The 16,197-nt window shown below is 70.2% G+C and carries 13 protein-coding genes, 1 pseudogene and 1 CRISPR repeat array; of the genes and pseudogenes, 7 read left to right on the top strand and 7 right to left on the bottom strand.

All coding sequences use genetic code 11. From position 1 onward, the window contains the following. Window positions 1–50: 50 nt before the first annotated feature. The 4 genes and pseudogenes from CP982_RS41680 (at window position 51) to CP982_RS14335 (ending at window position 1,452) form a co-directional block, all read left to right on the top strand. Window positions 51–557: a hypothetical protein gene (locus CP982_RS41680; protein WP_170316296.1), complete on the top strand. Its 507-nt coding sequence runs from the start codon at window positions 51–53 to the stop codon at window positions 555–557. A 111-nt stretch (window positions 558–668) separates the two neighbouring features. Continuing rightward, on the top strand, window positions 669–812 hold the full coding sequence (locus CP982_RS43225; protein WP_184924996.1) for a hypothetical protein: 144 nt from the start codon (window positions 669–671) through the stop codon (window positions 810–812). A 299-nt stretch (window positions 813–1,111) separates the two neighbouring features. Further along, window positions 1,112–1,195 (top strand): annotated as a pseudogene (locus tag CP982_RS43110) (class I SAM-dependent methyltransferase); the annotation flags it as partial. Window positions 1,196–1,254: 59 nt separating this feature from the next. Continuing rightward, window positions 1,255–1,452 carry a class I SAM-dependent methyltransferase gene (locus CP982_RS14335; RefSeq protein WP_150510889.1) on the top strand — a complete coding sequence of 66 codons (198 nt, stop codon included), beginning with the start codon at window positions 1,255–1,257 and terminating at the stop codon, window positions 1,450–1,452. Between the two features lie 541 nt (window positions 1,453–1,993). Continuing rightward, a CRISPR array of direct repeats spans window positions 1,994–2,266; the repeat unit is 29 nt; unit sequence GTGGTCCCCGCGCGTGCGGGGGTGGTCCC. Window positions 2,267–2,418: 152 nt separating this feature from the next. Here the strand turns inward: CP982_RS14335 and CP982_RS14340 are convergent. After that, window positions 2,419–3,726, bottom strand: coding sequence for a helix-turn-helix domain-containing protein (locus tag CP982_RS14340; RefSeq protein ID WP_150510890.1), 1,308 nt, complete (start codon window positions 3,724–3,726; stop codon window positions 2,419–2,421). A 192-nt stretch (window positions 3,727–3,918) separates the two neighbouring features. Between CP982_RS14340 and CP982_RS14345 the strand changes: the two genes are divergently transcribed. Further along, the gene (locus tag CP982_RS14345) at window positions 3,919–4,359 is read left to right on the top strand and encodes a glycine-rich domain-containing protein (RefSeq protein ID WP_150510891.1); all 441 of its coding nucleotides are present in this window, start codon (window positions 3,919–3,921) and stop codon (window positions 4,357–4,359) included. A gap of 157 nt (window positions 4,360–4,516) precedes the next feature. Next, window positions 4,517–5,197, top strand: a complete 681-nt coding sequence (locus CP982_RS14350; RefSeq protein ID WP_150510892.1) for a class I SAM-dependent methyltransferase — start codon at window positions 4,517–4,519, stop codon at window positions 5,195–5,197. A 487-nt stretch (window positions 5,198–5,684) separates the two neighbouring features. Here the strand turns inward: CP982_RS14350 and CP982_RS14355 are convergent, their stop codons facing one another. From CP982_RS14355 to CP982_RS14380, 6 genes are all read right to left on the bottom strand, one after another. After that, window positions 5,685–6,398, bottom strand: a complete 714-nt coding sequence (locus CP982_RS14355) for a type I-E CRISPR-associated protein Cas6/Cse3/CasE (protein ID WP_229878892.1) — start codon at window positions 6,396–6,398, stop codon at window positions 5,685–5,687. Beyond that, window positions 6,395–7,243: a type I-E CRISPR-associated protein Cas5/CasD gene (gene cas5e / locus CP982_RS14360; RefSeq protein ID WP_150510894.1), complete on the bottom strand. Its 849-nt coding sequence runs from the start codon at window positions 7,241–7,243 to the stop codon at window positions 6,395–6,397. The genes CP982_RS14355 and cas5e overlap by 4 nt, the downstream gene beginning before the upstream one ends. Next, the gene (locus CP982_RS14365) at window positions 7,240–8,595 is read right to left on the bottom strand and encodes a type I-E CRISPR-associated protein Cas7/Cse4/CasC (protein WP_150510895.1); all 1,356 of its coding nucleotides are present in this window, start codon (window positions 8,593–8,595) and stop codon (window positions 7,240–7,242) included. The genes cas5e and CP982_RS14365 overlap by 4 nt, the downstream gene beginning before the upstream one ends. Continuing rightward, window positions 8,592–9,167, bottom strand: coding sequence for a type I-E CRISPR-associated protein Cse2/CasB (casB, locus tag CP982_RS14370; RefSeq protein ID WP_229878891.1), 576 nt, complete (start codon window positions 9,165–9,167; stop codon window positions 8,592–8,594). Before casB ends, CP982_RS14365 begins: the two co-directional genes overlap by 4 nt. After that, the gene (locus CP982_RS14375) at window positions 9,164–10,723 is read right to left on the bottom strand and encodes a type I-E CRISPR-associated protein Cse1/CasA (protein ID WP_229878890.1); all 1,560 of its coding nucleotides are present in this window, start codon (window positions 10,721–10,723) and stop codon (window positions 9,164–9,166) included. Before CP982_RS14375 ends, casB begins: the two co-directional genes overlap by 4 nt. A 672-nt stretch (window positions 10,724–11,395) precedes the next feature. Then, window positions 11,396–11,575 carry a hypothetical protein gene (locus tag CP982_RS14380; RefSeq protein WP_150510897.1) on the bottom strand — a complete coding sequence of 60 codons (180 nt, stop codon included), beginning with the start codon at window positions 11,573–11,575 and terminating at the stop codon, window positions 11,396–11,398. A gap of 149 nt (window positions 11,576–11,724) precedes the next feature. Here CP982_RS14380 and CP982_RS14385 point away from each other — a divergent pair, with 149 nt between their 5' ends. After that, the gene (locus tag CP982_RS14385) at window positions 11,725–15,159 is read left to right on the top strand and encodes a P-loop domain-containing protein (protein WP_150510898.1); all 3,435 of its coding nucleotides are present in this window, start codon (window positions 11,725–11,727) and stop codon (window positions 15,157–15,159) included. Window positions 15,160–16,197 lie beyond the last annotated feature (1,038 nt).

Here is a 16,197-nt window from a genome sequence, read left to right on the forward strand (position 1 = left end):
TTCAGGGAGGCACAGCGCACCGGTCCGCGCAGCCGACCCGAGGGAACGGAATGAACCCCGCCGTCAAAGGCATAGCGATCGGCTCCGCCCGCCTGTCCATGCTCGTTGCGGCCATCGCCGTCATCTCCACCCCATGGGTCGCCGGTTGGGCTCTCTCCACGTCCGTCATCTGGGACGCGTCCTTCGTCGCCCTTGTCTACGCCGTGAATCTCTCGCTGTCCCGAACCGCTGCCCGATGGGACATCCGTAAGCAAGTGCCTCAAGGCGAACAGGTGAGAATCGTGGTGGCGGTACGCCGCAGGGTCGGGAAACTGCCCTTCCCCCTGCTCAGCGACGAGTTCGCCCTGGCGTTGACCGACCAGCGCCTGCTCATCCAGTCGCGCTCCACGTTCACCGGGCGCCCGAGAGGGGCGTTGCACCTGGCCGAGCAAGTCACCCTTCGCCAGGGAAAGGTCCTGTCCATCGAGACGGAGTCCGGCGTCAGCATCGACGCACTGGTACAGGTGGCACACCGTCGCGACATCGCCCATTGGATAGGACGACGGCAGGACCTTTGACCAGAACCTCATAGGGTTTCCCATCCCGCTTGTGGGTGTTTGGCCCGCAGGTCGGAGATGAAGGTCGGTGTACAGCCTGGCCTTGCGCTCGGGCGTCTTGAACTGGTCGGCGTGCAGGCCACTGCCCGCGTCGCCGAGCGCCCAGTGCACGCCGACCGCGTGCAGGTCGACGGCAGCCGGAGTGAGGGGAAACAGCCGCTCCGCGGGGGCCTCGCCGGGCAGGCCACGGACGGGCCGACGTCGAACGGCCACTGAGGACCGGCCTCGCCCGAGCGGGCCCGGAAGCGCGCCGCGCGCTTCCGGGCCCGCCTTCGCACTCCTTTGAGTCGATTGCGCCCCCTCAAGGAGCTTCATGCCCCGCGCGCCGCAGGCCCCGGCCGAGTACTGGGGCACCTACAAGCCGAACCGCGGCGACGGCCCCGCACCGCGCCCGGACGCAGAAGTGTTCGAGTGGACGCAGTACCCCGGCCACGGGCCCGGCGCCGGATTCCTGGGCACTCCTGGGCCCGGCGGGAGGCGTGGAAGCAGCCCGCCTCGCCCGGCGGGGCGTGGAAATGACCGCCGTGGACCTGTCCGCCACCCAGACCGAACGCGCCCGCGCCTGGTGGCAGGACGCCCCTCGGCTCGACTTCGTACACACTGACGCTGTGGAGTACCTCGCCGACACCGCGATGGTGTTCGACGCGATCTACAGCGTGTGGGGGGGGCCGTCTGGTTCACCGACCCCGACCGGCTCCTCCCCCTCATCGCCCGCCGCCTCGCGCCCGGCGGCGTCCTGGCCTTCGCCCATGCCGAACCCACCGGCGAGACGTACGGCCCCCAGTCCCTGCGCGGCCCCTGCGGCCCCAACCCGGGTACGAGTTCACCGCCGTACCGCTCTCGCGCCTGTCAGTGATCTTGTTCACTTGATTCGGCATGAGCGGGCCCCGGGGCCACTGAAGTGCCGCTGGTCGGCGCGCGTGTGGCTGGATGTGGGCGTGAAGGGCCCGGCGGGCTTGCGCGCGGGGCGGTGGGGCGCTCCAGCCCAGCGAAAAGGCCCGCGGAGTGACGTTTCCGCAGGCCAGATCGATTCTGCTTCGGTATCCCAGAGGGTAACCGCAACAGCTGCTGAACTCGACCCAGTTGCGACTACGAAGAGTAGCCACCCAGAAGGAACGTCGTGAGCTGCTTGACGCGGTGGCGACAGAAACGCGCCGAGGGGGAACCATCTGCGACACGGGGACACTCCCAGCCCTGCCGATGCCGCCCCAACCAAGGCTCACGCGGACGCGTCTCTACAGTCGGGGCTCCAGCGCGAGTTCGTCGCCTGGATGTTGTAATTGGAGAGGGAATTGCGCTACATGAAGGTGATTTGTTCGCATCAGGATGGAATGCCGCTTTCTCAAGAAGTAAGGGAAAATCCACTGTCGAGCGCGTAGAGCCGCAGGTCGCGGCCTGTGGTCCCCGCGCGTGCGGGGGTGGTCCCTGGTCCCACGGTGAATCCGGGACCATCTCGAAGTGGTCCCCGCGCGTGCGGGGGTGGTCCCGCCGGAACTCCGACCCCCGGAACGAAGTCGGAGTGGTCCCCGCGCGTGCGGGGGTGGTCCCGGACATCCGCGGCCCGCTTCGCCTCGCGCTCCGTGGTCCCCGCGCGTGCGGGGGTGGTCCCTCGAAGGGGCAGCAGAGCGTGGACACCGTGCTGTGGTCCCCGCGCGTGCGGGGGTGGTCCCAGCCCCTTCACCTTCACCTTCACGAAGATGATCGCCGCGTGGCCCCGCGCGTGCGAGGGTGCGCAGAGCTCATCGAGGCTCTGGGGAGGCTCTGCGCGGCCGCTGCCTTCACTCCTCACCCGTGGAGCGGCGGCCAAGGCGAGCGCCAGGTGTCACGTGGCAGTCAGCCCTGCGGCCGCGGCCAGTTCGCGTACGCCCGGTGTCCGTGGGTGTTTGGTCCGCAGGTCGGAGATGATGGTCCGGATCGCGAGGCGGTCGCGTACCTCGCCCGGCGAGACCCGGGCGGCCGAGAGTAGCTCCGTCGCCGTCTGTTCAGGCTTGCCCCACTGCCACCACGCGCGGCCGAGGTCGGTGTGCAGCCTGGCTTTGCGCTCGGGCGTCCTGAAGTGGCCGGGGTGCAGGCCACGACCCACGTCGAGAGCCGTACCCGCGTCGCCGAGTGCCCAGTGCACGCCGACCGCGTACAGGTCGACGGCGGCCGGCGTAAGGGGGAACAGTCGCTCGGCCGGAGACTCGTCGGGGAGGCTGCGGGCGGCGCGGCGGGCCTCTGTGATCATGACGAGGGCCTGGTCGCGGTCGTCGGCGCGGGCCGCGGTGTACGCGGTGGTGCAGAACATCTGGGCGTACGCCGAGGTCTGGGCGTCAGTCCTGAGCCCGGTCCGCTCGACGCCCCGGAGGGCCTGGTGGACCAGCCGCTGCGCGGCCGGGGACTGGTCCTGGTGGCGCAGGACGATGCTCAGCTCGCGGGCGGCGGCCGCAGCAGCCAACGGAGATCCGGACAGTTCGGCGTGAGAAATGGCGCGGTCGGCGGTCAGGCGGGCCTGCGGGTAGCGGCCGATCTTGATCAGGGCGGCGGTGGCCAAGCCGTAGCAGGCGGACAAACGGGCGTGGGCATGGTCGGTGCCGCGCGTACGAACGTCTTGGTGCAGGTCTCCGAGGAGTCCGGGCAGGCTCTGGAGGAATGCCGTGTGGCGGCCGGCGTCAAAGGTGGCGCGGGCCGCGGCCAGCCGGGCGTCGAGAGGGACCGGTGACCCGGTCGGGTCGGGCGTGACGGCCAGCGCGTCGTCCAGCGAGCTCAGCAGCGCGGCAGGGCCGACGAACCCTGCGGCGGCGAGAAGCGTACGACGGCGCATGGGATCGGCCTCCTCGGCGCAGCGTGGCCTGTCGCGGGCCACCCTAGTGGCTGGAGAGGCGCTGAGCCCGAGCGACGCAGCCAGCACGTGTGTCGGTATGCCCACCTCGCGGGCGGCACGCCGCAGGACAGTGAGGTCGGTGCGTCTGCCTCGCTGTTCGATTCGAGAGACGGTGGAGGCCGAGCAGCCGATGCGCGCGCCGAGGTCACTCTGGCGCCAGCCGCGGTGCGCGCGGCCGAGCCGGATCAGCCCGCCCGGGTCGCAGCGGGCGACGAGCGTGCGGACGAGTGCGCTGTTCCACAGCGGGTCGGTACCGGTGGCAGCCATGCCCACCTCCGCTCGCGGGGCAGGAACGTCCACGGTAGAGGCCCAGGCGTGCGCCGTCGACCGCATGTGCACGACCTGCAAACGACTTACACCGAAAGAGAGTTGGCTGCCCTCGCGCTCTCAACGGCGCTTTCGTGGAGGCATGTCGCCCCGGACGGGCGGTCGGCGACACCGGCACACCGGGAGGTCAGCATGGTCACAGCAGTCAAGACTCTGGTACGCGATCCGCGTACGTATGTGAAGCCGGAGGTGTGGGAGCGCGAGGTGCAGCTCCTGATGCGGGACCATCCCTTCGACGAGGTGATGGCCACCCGCCTCTTCCACGCGGCCGTCAGCTATCTGATCACCGCGATGGAGAAGTGGGATCAGGGTCTGGAGATGTGCTGCGGGCGCATCGTGGACATCGCAGTGCACGTGTTCATCCTGGACACGCAGAACTACCGCGAGTTCTGCGCCGAGCACTTCGATGGCCGCTTCCTGGAGCACATCCCTGAGATCGCCTTCAAGTACGACGGCTCGGTCGAGCGCACCGCGCGCATCATCGCCGACAACGGCTTCGAGGTGGACCGGAAGCTGTGGGAGGCCGACTTCGCCAAGTGCGGCCCCTGCCGTCCGGGGTCGAACTGCCACTGAGAACCGGCACCCCCCGAACGGGCCCGGAAGCGCGCGGCGCGCTTCCGGGCCCGTTCCCGCTGCTCCTCGAGCCGGCTGCGTCATCTCCCTGCGCGGGGACGGACGGATCGGTACGGTGACCCACTCCACCGGCCCCGCCGCCCCCTCAAGGAGCCTCATGCCCCGCGCGCCGCAGACCCCGGCCGAGTACTGGGACACCTACAAACCCCACCGCGACGAGGGCCCAGCGCTGCGGCCGGACGCGGCGGTGTTCGAGTGGACGCAGTACCCCGGCCATGGGCCAGGCGCCGAATTCCTGGGCACCCCCCTGCCCCGACGCGCCCTCGACCTGGGCCCCGCGGAAGGCGCGGAAGCCGCGCACCTCGCCCGGCAGGGTGTGGAGGTGACCGGCGTGGACCTGTCTGCCGTCCAGGTCGAGCGCGCCCGCACCTGGTGGCAGGACACCCCTCGGCTCGACTTCGTGCACGCCGACGCCGTGAACTACCTCACCACCACCTCAACGACGTTCGACGCGGTCTATAGCGTGTGGGGAGCCGTCTGGTTCACCGACCCCGACCAACTCCTGCCCCTCATCGCCCGCTGTCTCGCCCCCGGCGGCGTCCTGGCCTTCGCCCACGCCGAGCCGACCGGCGAGACGTACGGGCCCCAACGCATGCGCGGCAAGTGGCTGGAGGGCCGCGAGCGCGAACTCACCGTGCTGCGCTGGCAGTACGGCCCCGAAGCCTGGACGGACCTGCTCAAACGGCACGGCTTCACCGACGTGGACGCCACGGTCCTACCCGCCCCCGCCGACGAGCCGGTCGGCACCCTCCTGGCTCGCGCCCACGCTTCCTCCTGACAGCCGCGCCCGCCCCACAGCCGGCGAGGACAAGGGCCTGCGCTTCTGCAGGAGCAGGTCGAGTACGAGTTGACCACGGGGCTGCGTCCGCAGCGGGCATAGGGTTACGCCGTCGGCCTGGACTTCAGCTGCTGCCACTGATTGGGTCTTTGCGATGGTTAGTAGTGCTTGATGGCTAATGGGGCGGAATGGAAGTTCCTCTGAAAGTAAGGGGAAACCCAGTGTCCGCCGCGTAGAGCTGCAGGTCGCGGCCTGTGGTCCCCGCGCGTGCGGGGGTGATCCCACTATGCCGTTCACCATGGTCATGGCCACCGCGTCCAGCCCGCAGTAGCGCTACAAGGCAGGGCGGCAAGAGACCGAGCAACAGCTTGCGCGTAGGCGATGGCGCTCTCTCGGCCCTGCAGATTCCCGCTGAAGAGCTATGCCTGGCCTCCGCCCACATACCCATACGACGGAAACCTGCCTCAGCGGACTGGCTACTTCGTGTTCATCGTGTCAGGAGGAGTCCGCAACTGTAGGCGCGGGCGTGACCGATGCCGTCGGAGAGTGCAGTGACAAACGCTCCAGGGTTGGTGACGGTCAGCGATCCGCGCAGCTCGGCCCGGGCGATCCTCAGCCTCTTGTGGGGGGACGGGCTGGAGACCGGGGGCAGCATGTGCACCGCGACGTCGTCGGGGTCCGTGGTGACGCCGACGCGGCCGGGCTCCCGACCGTCGCCGAAGTGACGCCTGAGCCACTTCCTGACCCCGTCGGGCTTGGTGTGGGCCACCCGCTTTCCCCGGACCATCCGGCCGTCCGGGCCGTCCTGCGGCTTGTTGTAGGTGGGGTTGACGACGGTGCGGAACACGACGGCGTCGCCTACCCGGAAGGTGCGGTCGACGGTGATGAGGTACGGCTCGTCCCGCAGCGCGGCCCTCGGCACGTGCCCCCAGTCCGCGGGCACCCGGGACTGCACGACCAGGACGAGAGCGGCCTCCTTGAGGTCGAGGGTCCAGGTCGAGAGGACGCCCATTTGCGCGCGGGCGTCACGGCTGCCCTCCGCCACCCCCCACCCCTGGAAGCCGCTCATCACCGTGCGGTGCATGTCCTGGGCGTCGACGAGGGACTTCGCGACGTAGGGATGCCGAGCGTCCAGGGTCAGGACGGAGTGGCTGGCGACGAACCGGCCCGGGGTGATGGTGGCTCGCGAGGAGTCGTTCACGGAATGACGTCCCATCCGGTGGCGTTCGGGGCGATCGTGACGCGTCGGCGAATCTCCCAGCGGGTGGTGTGCTCCGGACGTGACGCGTCGAAGCTAACCGGCTGGTCCTGTACGGGGGTGGCGCCTCGGGTGGAGGCGGGGACCTGGAACCACGCCCAGGGCCGCCTCGCCGGGTCGGCGGTTCCGTCGGGCCCGGGCAGCAGTTGCTTGGCACGGAAGGCCTCCTCCAGGTCACCGCCCTCGATACCGGCGGTGAGGGTCCCCGACGGAGGACAGGACTTGCGGCCCAGCCACAGCAGCCGTCGCGGCCGCTCCAACGCCTTGGCCACGCCCTCCAGGAGGGCCAAGTCCTGGTGCTGGAGTCCCACGAGGAACGTGGCATCGGCGAGGTACCAGCGCTCGGTGATGAGCGCCGTGCGGGCCAGCTCGCCGGAGACGAGGACGCCGGAGACGGGGTCCGAGGCAATCTTCTTGGGTGCGCCGTACCAGTCGGCAAGCCGGTGGTGGCCGAAGCGGTCGCCGGTGGCCGCGTCGAGGCTCGTGGAGGCCGCGGCGGCGCGCCGGTGGTCAGTGATCAGGTCGCGGGGGCGCAGCGGGTACCGGCCCGCGCCGACGGTGTGGTAGTCGCGGACGGGAGTTCCGGGATGGTCGGCGCGCACCCCGAAGACGGTCTGCGCCAGCTCCCCCAGGTCCTCGTCCCGCGGCAGCCCCAGGGCCGCGGCGCACAGTCCGATCACGGCCGACTTGGTGGGGCGGCTGTGCGAGTCGCGGCGCGCGGCGAAGCGGGAGATCGTGCCCCAGGACTGCAGGGGCGCGGCCAGCCTGATGAGCAGGACGTGCGTCATGGTGTCAGCCCGTCGATGGTCTCCACGCGGACTCCGCCCACGGCGTGCCGCGCTTCGAGCTCGTCGATGAGAGCGTCGATCTGCGGGTCGTAGGTGAGCAGTCGGGCCGTACGCAGGTCGGGGCGGCGCTCGCTGACGAAAACGTGGTGGCGCAGCAGCCGCCGCACACCGGCGAGCCCGGCCGGGCCACCCTCCTCCTTGTCCACCGCGTTCTCGTCGACGGGCCGTTGGAAGGCCGCCGCGTAGCTATAGGGACGTTCCCCTTCGAAGGCGAGCACCAGGGCGGGCAACGAACCGGTAGAGGCAGTGGAGTTCTTCTTCGCCTCGGGGAACGCCTCGACGAAGGCGGTGACGAACTCCCGCTCGGCGCCCACGGCGGCGTCCGCCGCTTCCTCCTCGGTCATGCCCGCGGCCTGGAGGTTGGCCCTCAGCTGGCGGCGGTCGAGCACGGAGTGCCGATAGAACGTGCCGGAGATCAGGGACTGGTAGCCCGTCATGCCCGCGCCCGCGTCGTCCGCCGCGTCCAGGAAGTCGAGGGCGTTCTTCTTCCGCTCCAGCTTGGCGTCGTCCGCAGCGGCGTAGAAGTCGTCGACCTGCTCGGCCTCGTGGATGGTGAAGGCGTGCGCACTCTGCACGGCGCCGTCCACGTTGGGCGACTCGGCGATCTCCGCGAGGAACCGGCCGTACAGGGCGATGTCGATGGCGTCACGGGGAGCGAGGGCGGTGAGCACCGCGTCGCGCGACGCCTTGGGCAGCGGCGGGACCTTGCCGTCGGCGGCGCTGTCGGCGGCCGTGCCGTCATCCCCCTCGGGTTCCTCCGCCGTCTTGCGCCCGCCGCGCCTCGGCTTCGCCGCGGCCGCCTGCGCGCCGAGGTATGCGTCCCGCCACCCGCACAGCTCCCCGGCGTGGGCAGCGATGTGCGCGGCGATCCGGTCACCGGTGTCGGCCGGGGCGAACACCAGCACCTTGGTGAGGTTGGCGACGGTCTTCTTGGCGGGGTCCCCGAACTTCAGCCCGGTCGCCTCCAGCACGGCCCGCGCCATGGCGACGGCCTCGTCCCTGTCCCAGCCGTGGGCGGACTCCAGCGCCCACGCGGTGATGAGGGCCCACTCTCGGGTACGGAGGCCGGTGGTGCGCCCGGCCAGCGGGCCGACCCCGTCGTTGGCTCGGTTGCGGGCATGGACGCGTTCGGCCCGGCGCCGGGCCTGGCTGGTGATCAGGTGGCGTTCGACACCGCCGTACACCAGGGTCTTGGGCGAGCCGTTCTCGTCGCGCACCGGCAGGACCGCGACGAGGGTCTCCAATAGGTGGAGCGAGAGGAACTGGCCGCGAGGCGCGGAGGCATCGGTCACGTGCTGGGGCCCTTCTGGGTGGTGTTCCTACCGGTGTCGTGCGGCTCAGGCTCGTGGAAGTCGACCGCCCAGCCGTAGGCGACGCGGGCCTTCCGGTCGTGCCACCGCTGGAGGTCGTCGACGAGCCGGGACCAGGACGGCGGCGGCTGCTCGCAGGCCCGCAGCCGGGCGATCGCGTGCTGGAGGTGCCGCCAGGGGACGCGGCGGCTGGTCACGATGCGGTCGACGAGGCGGGCGGCCCCGGGGTCGTTCGGCCCGCGGCCGAACGACCCGCCGATCCGGCGTACGGCCGTGCCGAGGCTGCCGACGCCGGGGGCGGGCTTGCTCACGCCCCGGTGGTACACCGCGAACAGGAAGGCGACCTGTTCGTAGATCTCCCTCTCTTCCACCTGCTCCGGGGCGTACCAGCCGGCCCTGATGTGGGCGTTGGTCCTGACGCGGCCGCGCCGGAGGTTGGCCAACTCGCCGTATTCACGGTTGCGCACCAGTGCGGTGAGCCAGGCCGTGAGCTGGGCGCCGCCCGACTGATCCGTGCTCGCCGCCGCGGCATCACGCTCGATCCCGCTGCTCACCCTTCCCCTCCCTTGAGTCCGTTGAGCCCCTTGAGGTCGTCCGGTGCGCGGAAGCCGGTGACTTCGGCGTCGAAGCGCCGCAAGGCGGCGGCGCGGGCGCGCATGCCCCGCGTGTTGCCGGGCAGCGAGTCGAGGCGCTTCTCCAGGGCGCGGCGCGCCATCGGGACGAGCCATTCCACGTACTCGGCCATGCAGTCCGTCACCAGCTCCCCGTCGGCGACGTCCTGGAGCAGGGTGTGGAAGGGTTCCTCCGTTGCCTTCCAGTGCTCGCCGCGCGCGTCGAAGCGGGCGAGCTGCGCCTTCTTGTCGGTCGGCCTGGGGTTGGGATAGGCGATCTCCCAGGCCGAGTACGCCGCCTTGTCGAGGCTCCTGGCTATGTGTTCCGCCACCTGGGAACCACGCGACGACGCCTGGTGCAGCACAGGTGCGAGGCCCGGGGCGAAGGGAAAGACGCTGGTGACCCAGGTGACGGGCGTGGACTTGTTCGAGACGAGCCCGACGGCCAACAGGTCGAATGGGTGACGCCCGTGCAGTGCGAAGGGGTGGCCGCCGAGCTGCCGCGCCTTGGGTAGCTTGCCGAGGCGCGTGTAGAACCCACCGGCCTCCTCCTCTACGGCGGCGTACAGCGCGTGGGCCTCGCGCCACAGGTCGCGGGTCGCGGACGGCCACAGCGGCTTGCGCTCGCCGGTGCGCGTGGCGGACATGACGGCGTCCTGGAGGTGCAGCTCCGGGTCCAGCTCCAGGAGTTCACCGGCCCCAACCAACACCCGGTCGACAGCGGCGCTTTCGCCGTACGCTCCCGGCACCGGCCGCATCAAGACGGACCGCCCCAGATAACTGTGCAGATCCGCGAACCCCGTGACCGCACGGCCCCGCGGCCTGGCCGTGAACCCCCGCCGCTCGATCGGCCCTTCGGTCCAGGTCAGGTTGAGCGCCCCGGGGCCGTCGGCGGTCGGGGCGAGGTTGAGGCGCAGGGTGTCGCCGAGCGTGGGCCCGAGCGCGAGGACCCGGATGCGGCCGCTGAGCCGTCCGGCGGCCAGGTTGGTGAGGGCGGGGCCCAGCGTCCCCTTCCCGGACACGCGAGCACGCCCGGCGAGCCCGAAGGTGTGCTGGGTCAGCATGGCCCTGAACGCGTCGGCCGCGGGCAGCGCCTCGGGATCCTCCAGATGGTGGTGGTCGGCGAACTGCGCGTAGTCCCCGGCGCGTTCGATGACGAGCTGGGCAGGTCCCGTCCCGTACCGCCCCATGAAGTCCGCGAGGCGGACGTTCTGCCCGAGGGGCCGAGCGGGATGGAACAGGTCCCAGTCTTCATCGGATTGCACAGCCAGCCACGCTGCCGCCTTCCTCAGCGACTGGGACTCCAGAACCCACCGCGTCCAGTCCTCCGTCGAGGACGGATACGCGCCCGAGGCGTAGCAGATGGCGAGCAGGTACTCGATGAGGGCGACCTTCTCCCCGGGAGTCATCCCCCCGATGCCCGTCAACTCCTCCGCACGAGTGAGGAGCTGGAGGAGATTTTGCTCGACGGCCTCACCGTCCAGCGACAGGGCGCGCACGCAGGGGTGGTGGCGGGGGTCCCAACGGGGCCGTGGACACTTGCCGTTGGGCTGAGATAAGTCAGGCACGCGCATGGGGGGCGACCTCGGTGTCTCGCGGATAGTCCACATGGAGGGGTCCCCGCTCACGCGGGGAAAACCAAGCGTCAAACGCCGTAGCAGGCACGTCTCACGATGCATCCCTGCTAGCGCAGGGTTCACCAGTCCGTGGCCAGTTGACGTCAGGTATCGTCACCAGCATTGGCTCACGGACTGCCGTGCCCCTTGCCGTCACGCCTCCATGGTCGAAGGCAAGATTCAGGGCATGGCATCAGGTGGCCGCTCCCGACAAGTCCAGTGTCGGGAGCGGCCTCCCTAAAGGAACGTCACAACGTGGGACACCACTGCCGAGGCGACGACTTCGATCACCAGCCGTGCCGCATCGTCTCTGTGTCCCCATAACCACCTCCTCGCATCGGCAAGGCAGCTTTTCAACCAGTTCCACGGACCATCGTGCAAGGTCGCTCCCCTCCTGCGCACCTTGCCCTGCAGTGGCGTTCAGGGCATGGAGCGGCGGGAGGCGAGCTGGTCTCTGGCGAGAGGCAGTCTGCCACGAGGAAGCTCTGCGAGGCGGCGTTTCGGTGCATCTCTGTAGCAGACACTTCTCAGTTATCCGCTTCACCGTCCTTCGGCTCAGCGAGGCGGCCGACGCCGTACGAGGATGGTGAGCGTGGCGCGGGCGTCGCGGCGGCGGGTTGGGTTGCGGGACACGACCGAGACGAGCACGACGGTCAACAAGGTCGTGGCATAGGTGGCGCCAGTGGCGACGCCCAGTGCGGCGGAGGCCGTCAGCAGGTCGGGCAGCAAGAGCATGGTGGGTTCCTCCCGATAGAGCCGCCCAGCGGACCTTGGTGCCGGGGCGGTAGCTGTGACACTCGCTCTTCTAGGGAGTTCCGGCGATGTTGAGTAAGCCAGGAGAGCCGCGTTTACGCTGGTCACAGAAGCCCGGAAGACTTTCCGGGATGTCCGGGCAAGGGGGCGACACGGTGTCCAGGGAGGCGACCAAGAAGCTCGGGACACAACTGAAGGAGCTGTACCAGGCAGTCCGTACGGATCATCGCAACGTCACGTACGTGATGCTCGCCGAGCGGTTCGGGATCTCTCGGTCGGCGGTCGGTGCATGGATGACGGGCCGCTATCCGCCGGACGGCGAACTGGTTACGAAGTACCTCGCTGTAGTGGCCTATTTGGAGAGCAAGTCACCCGACAAGCCGCTACCTCCGGGCGTCTGGCGCAGGGCGATCAAGAAGGCTCAGGACGAAGGCGTCCGCAACCAGGGCAAACGCCCGCCCCGCTCCGGACCCCCTGCCGTACGTCCCTTCCGCTACCCTCACACCGCCCCCCAGCGCGTCGCTCGCGACCTCATCGGAAGGGACGCGGAACTCGATGCGCTGGCCGAGTTGAGCCGGAGAGGGCCGAGCTACTCCGCTCTGTACGGGCCCCCTTGGGCAGGCAAGACCGCGTTGCTCGCCGCCTTCGTCACAGGACACGTGCCATCCGAAGTGGATGTCATCAGCTACTTCGTCCAGTGGAGTTCCAGCACGAACGAAGCGCAGAAGTTCCTCCAGACGATGGTGGCCCAACTCGACCTGCTCGTCGGCAACAAAAGATCGGTTCCGGGCGACGAGGCCAGCCTGTTCGCGCTGTACGAACAGGCTGTGCAGACGAGTTCCGAACGTGGCCGGAGCCTGCTTCTGGTCGTCGACGGGCTCGACGAAGACGCCGCAGCCCAGCCCGGCCAGCAGAGCATCGCCTCCCTGCTGCCCAAAAGGCCGCCCCCGGGGCTACGGGTGCTGGTCAGCAGTCGCTGGCACCCGCCCTTGCCCGCGAACCTGGACGGGGACCACCCGCTACAGAGCGCAGCGATCATCCCTGGATTCCGCCCTTCCCCCATCGGTCACAGCTTGCGCGGCGCCGCCTCCGAGGACCTCAGAGCCCTGCTCGAATGCCCTGACGGCAGGGAGGTCATCGGCCTTCTCGCCCTAGCCCGCGGCGGATTGAGCTACCGGAGCCTGATCGAACTGATGGAGCTAGGTGAGCGCGCCAAGCCGCCAGCCCCGGTCGACTTGGAGCGCATGCTGCGCAACGTGGCAGGTCGAGGAGTGGCACCGGAAGATCTGGAACCGGACACGTACGTCCTCGCGCACGAGGAGCTGTACCGCACAGCCACCCAGCTCCTGGAAGGGCGTACCACTACCGATCTCACCCAACGGCTGCACCACTGGGCCGACGACTACCGCAACAAACAGTGGCCGCCAACAACCCCCCTTTACCTGCTCAACGGCTACCCGGAACTCCTCCGCGGCACCGGCGACACCGCCCGCTTCACCACCTTCGCACTCGACCACCGCCGCCTGCTGCGCCTGGCCGACCACGCGCGCACTGACCTCGCACTGGCCTCGCTCGACCACGTCACGCGCATGAGCCAGGGGCTGGACGCCTTGGCCTCAGCGGCCGCCTCCCGATTCTTCCTGGAACGGGAGCGCCGTCCGGTACCCCGTGACGTCCTCCGAGCCTTGGCCCGGGCCGGGGACACCGCGTGGGCACGGTCCCTCGCCCTGTCCCCCCGGGACCCCGCATCCAAAGCGACCCGGCTCATCGCGGTGACGCAGGCCCTCGTGGAGACGGCACGTCCGGGGGCGACGGACATCGCCCGGGAAGCCGCCAACTGGGCGCAACGGGCCCGGTACCAGGACGCGCTCTTGGCCCCGGCCGAGGAACCCGACACGGAAGGAATCGTGGCCCAGGTCACCGTCGTGCTCGCCTCGGCGGGGGCACCGGACGAGGCGATCCGACTCCTCGACACGATCGACGTCTGTAGTCCCGGGAACTTCGCGTCCACGTCCGACGCCGCTGGCCGACTGCTCGACTCCCACCCCGCCTTCGCTACCCGGCTCCTCGACGAACTGTGCGACGAGGCGGACCACTTGGCCTACGAGGCGGACGAAGGCAGCGCCGTCGCGGTGGAGATGTGGGCCGCCGTAGCCGCCGCCGACCCCGGGCGGACCGACCCGGTCCACCACAGGATGGCGGAGTTCGGCCGCTGGCTGGACGTGACGTCGGCGGGGCTGGCCGCCGTCGACTGTCCCGCCCAGGCCGCCTCCGTACTCGCGAAGACCCGGCCGGACGACGCCCGCGCCCTGGTCGACGCCGCGCTCCGCAGGATGGACGGCCTCCTGAACGCCCCGGCGGGAGACAGGGCTCGCGAGACGCTGGCCCGGCTGGTCCGGGCTCTGCTCGACGTCGATGGCAAGCCAGACCGGGCACGGGCCTTGCTGGACGGAGCTCCTCCAGAGGCCACGGCCAGGGCACGCATGACGCTCGCCGACGAGCCCGACGAACCGAACGAGTTGCTGGCGAGGATGCGGCATCTGGCGGACATCGGCGACGGCCCCCGCGCGCGGCTCGTCCTGGCCCAGGCCACGCGACAGGCCGGAGGCACAGCCGCCGGCGCGAACCCAATTCCCTGGCTGCCGCTCCTCGCCGGGGCGCTCGCGCACCACGGCACCCCCTGGCTCACTGAGGCCCACACGCTCCTGGCCCGAGCCTCGGACCCCTGTCTCTCCCTTCCCGTTCGGATCCTGACGTCGGCGTCCCTGGCGCACGCCGACGCGGGACGTTCCGGTCAGGCGTTGCGGTACGCGGAAGAGGCGGAGGACGTTGTAGGGGACGTGGACTTCACGGACCCGAGGGCGCCCCTCGTACGGGGACTGGTCGCCCAGGCCTTCGCCCACGCCGGTCAGGCCCAGCAGGCGGCGCGGTGGTCCGCGCCGGACGCGGGCAGGCGCTCCGGCCGGGCGCGACGCCACGACCGGCGTGTGGCCCTGGCCGTCGAGGTGGGCCTCGCCCCGGAGGCCATCGTCCCCGGCGTCGAACGCCCCGGCCTGAAGAGCGGCTACTGCACGCGGCTCGCTCACGCCGTACTCCGGATCGCCGCCGGAAAGCGGGCGGAAGCCGACCTCGTCGCGCTGGAGGATGAGGCACGCGCACGCGGCGCCACGGAGCCGCTGCTCAGCACAGGCCTCGCGCTGCTCCACACCGTGCTCGGCGCCCCGGACCGCGCGCTACGCGCGGCGGCGCGCCTGACGGATCCGGTGGAGCGGGCCACGGCTCTGACCACGGTGGCCGCGCACTTGGCGGGCGTCCCAGCCCACCTAGACGTGGCCGCCACGACCGGCGACGCCTGGGCAATCTCGTTGCTGCGCGTTCTCGCGCGCCAAGCGGTGCCGGGCCACGCGGGCGACGACACCACGGTGAGGGACGTGCTCCGCGATGTCCTCAGCACCAGCGGCTGGTACGAGGCCTTACCGGTCCTCGCCCGGACCGCCCCCGAGGCCGTATCGGCGGTTGCCGACGTCCTCGCCCAGCATCGGCAGGCGCGGCAAGGGGAGCCGTGAGCGACGCCCCCAGGCGGGAATGTCCCCATCAGGATGCGGTCAGGCCGCCACATGCGACGACGGCCCCACCGGACCGAGTCCACCGGGGCCACCGTGCGATCGCCCGCCGCCAGGCCAGGTGTCACGTTTCTGCACCTGCGCCACGCAGTGGGGCGGGTCGGACTCGAAACTAAATCGGTGACGCATCTCACCTGCGACTTTGCCAGGGAGCCGGACATGTCCACCCGATTCGATCCCGCCAAGTCCCCCTCGGTCGAACACCTAGCCGCGCTCCAAGACTCAACCGCAACAGCTGCTGAACTCAGCCCACTTGCGACTACGAAGAGTCGCCGCCCGACAGGAACGTCGTGGCCTGCTTCACGCGGCAGCGCCCAATATGGCGTGATGGCGACGAAAACGTCCCCGAGGGGGAACCATCCGCGATACGGGGCACGCCCAGCCCGACCGATGACGCCCAACCAAGGCTCACGCCGACGCGTCTCCACACACGTGACCCCAGGGCGAGTCCGCCTCCGACACGTTGTGAGCAGGGAGGGTTGGTGGCGCATGGATGCGGTTTATGCGTATTTAGATGGAATGCAGGTATCTCAAGAAGTAAGGGGAAAGCCCCTGCCGACAACATAGAGCCACAGGTCGCAGCCTATGACCCCCGCGCGTGTGGGCCCCGGCGGCGGATGGCTTCCCACTAGAACGGGTCGAGTTGGTGGCGCACCCCAGCTACGAGCGCGGCCATGTGACGACCCGGGGCGCCGGCGTCAGCCCGGTCGAAGGCGCCAGTGACGACTCGCTCGGCCGACTCATCAGGGGAGGCGGTCTGCCAGCCAGGGCCAGCGACGAGCGCTCAGTCAGTGAGCCCCTGCCGGCGCACGCGGCCATGACCAGATAGATGGCCAGCAGTCAGGCGCGTACATCCCGGACGCCTCCTGGAACGACCGAAGGCGCGGACATTCCGTGCGAGTGAAGTCAGCCGGAGGAGCCGTGGGACCGTCAACCACGGGTCCCGCAGGCGCCATCCCTAACGCCCCAGGCCAGGAGGAG

Source organism: Streptomyces spectabilis, from assembly GCF_008704795.1.
Taxonomy (GTDB): Bacteria; Actinomycetota; Actinomycetes; order Streptomycetales; family Streptomycetaceae; genus Streptomyces; species Streptomyces spectabilis.

Bases quoted from the DNA above. Each gene is read 5' to 3' on its own strand.
- CP982_RS14345 (WP_150510891.1), top strand. From the start codon at position 3,919: ATGGTCACAGCAGTCAAGACTCTGGTACGCGATCCGCGTACGTATGTG.
- CP982_RS14340 (WP_150510890.1), bottom strand. From the start codon at position 3,726: ATGGCTGCCACCGGTACCGACCCGCTGTGGAACAGCGCACTCGTCCGC.
- CP982_RS14380 (WP_150510897.1), bottom strand. From the start codon at position 11,575: ATGCTCTTGCTGCCCGACCTGCTGACGGCCTCCGCCGCACTGGGCGTC.
- CP982_RS14385 (WP_150510898.1), top strand. From the start codon at position 11,725: ATGTCCGGGCAAGGGGGCGACACGGTGTCCAGGGAGGCGACCAAGAAG.
- cas5e (WP_150510894.1), bottom strand. From the start codon at position 7,243: ATGACGCACGTCCTGCTCATCAGGCTGGCCGCGCCCCTGCAGTCCTGG.
- CP982_RS14350 (WP_150510892.1), top strand. From the start codon at position 4,517: ATGCCCCGCGCGCCGCAGACCCCGGCCGAGTACTGGGACACCTACAAA.
- CP982_RS41680 (WP_170316296.1), top strand. From the start codon at position 51: ATGAACCCCGCCGTCAAAGGCATAGCGATCGGCTCCGCCCGCCTGTCC.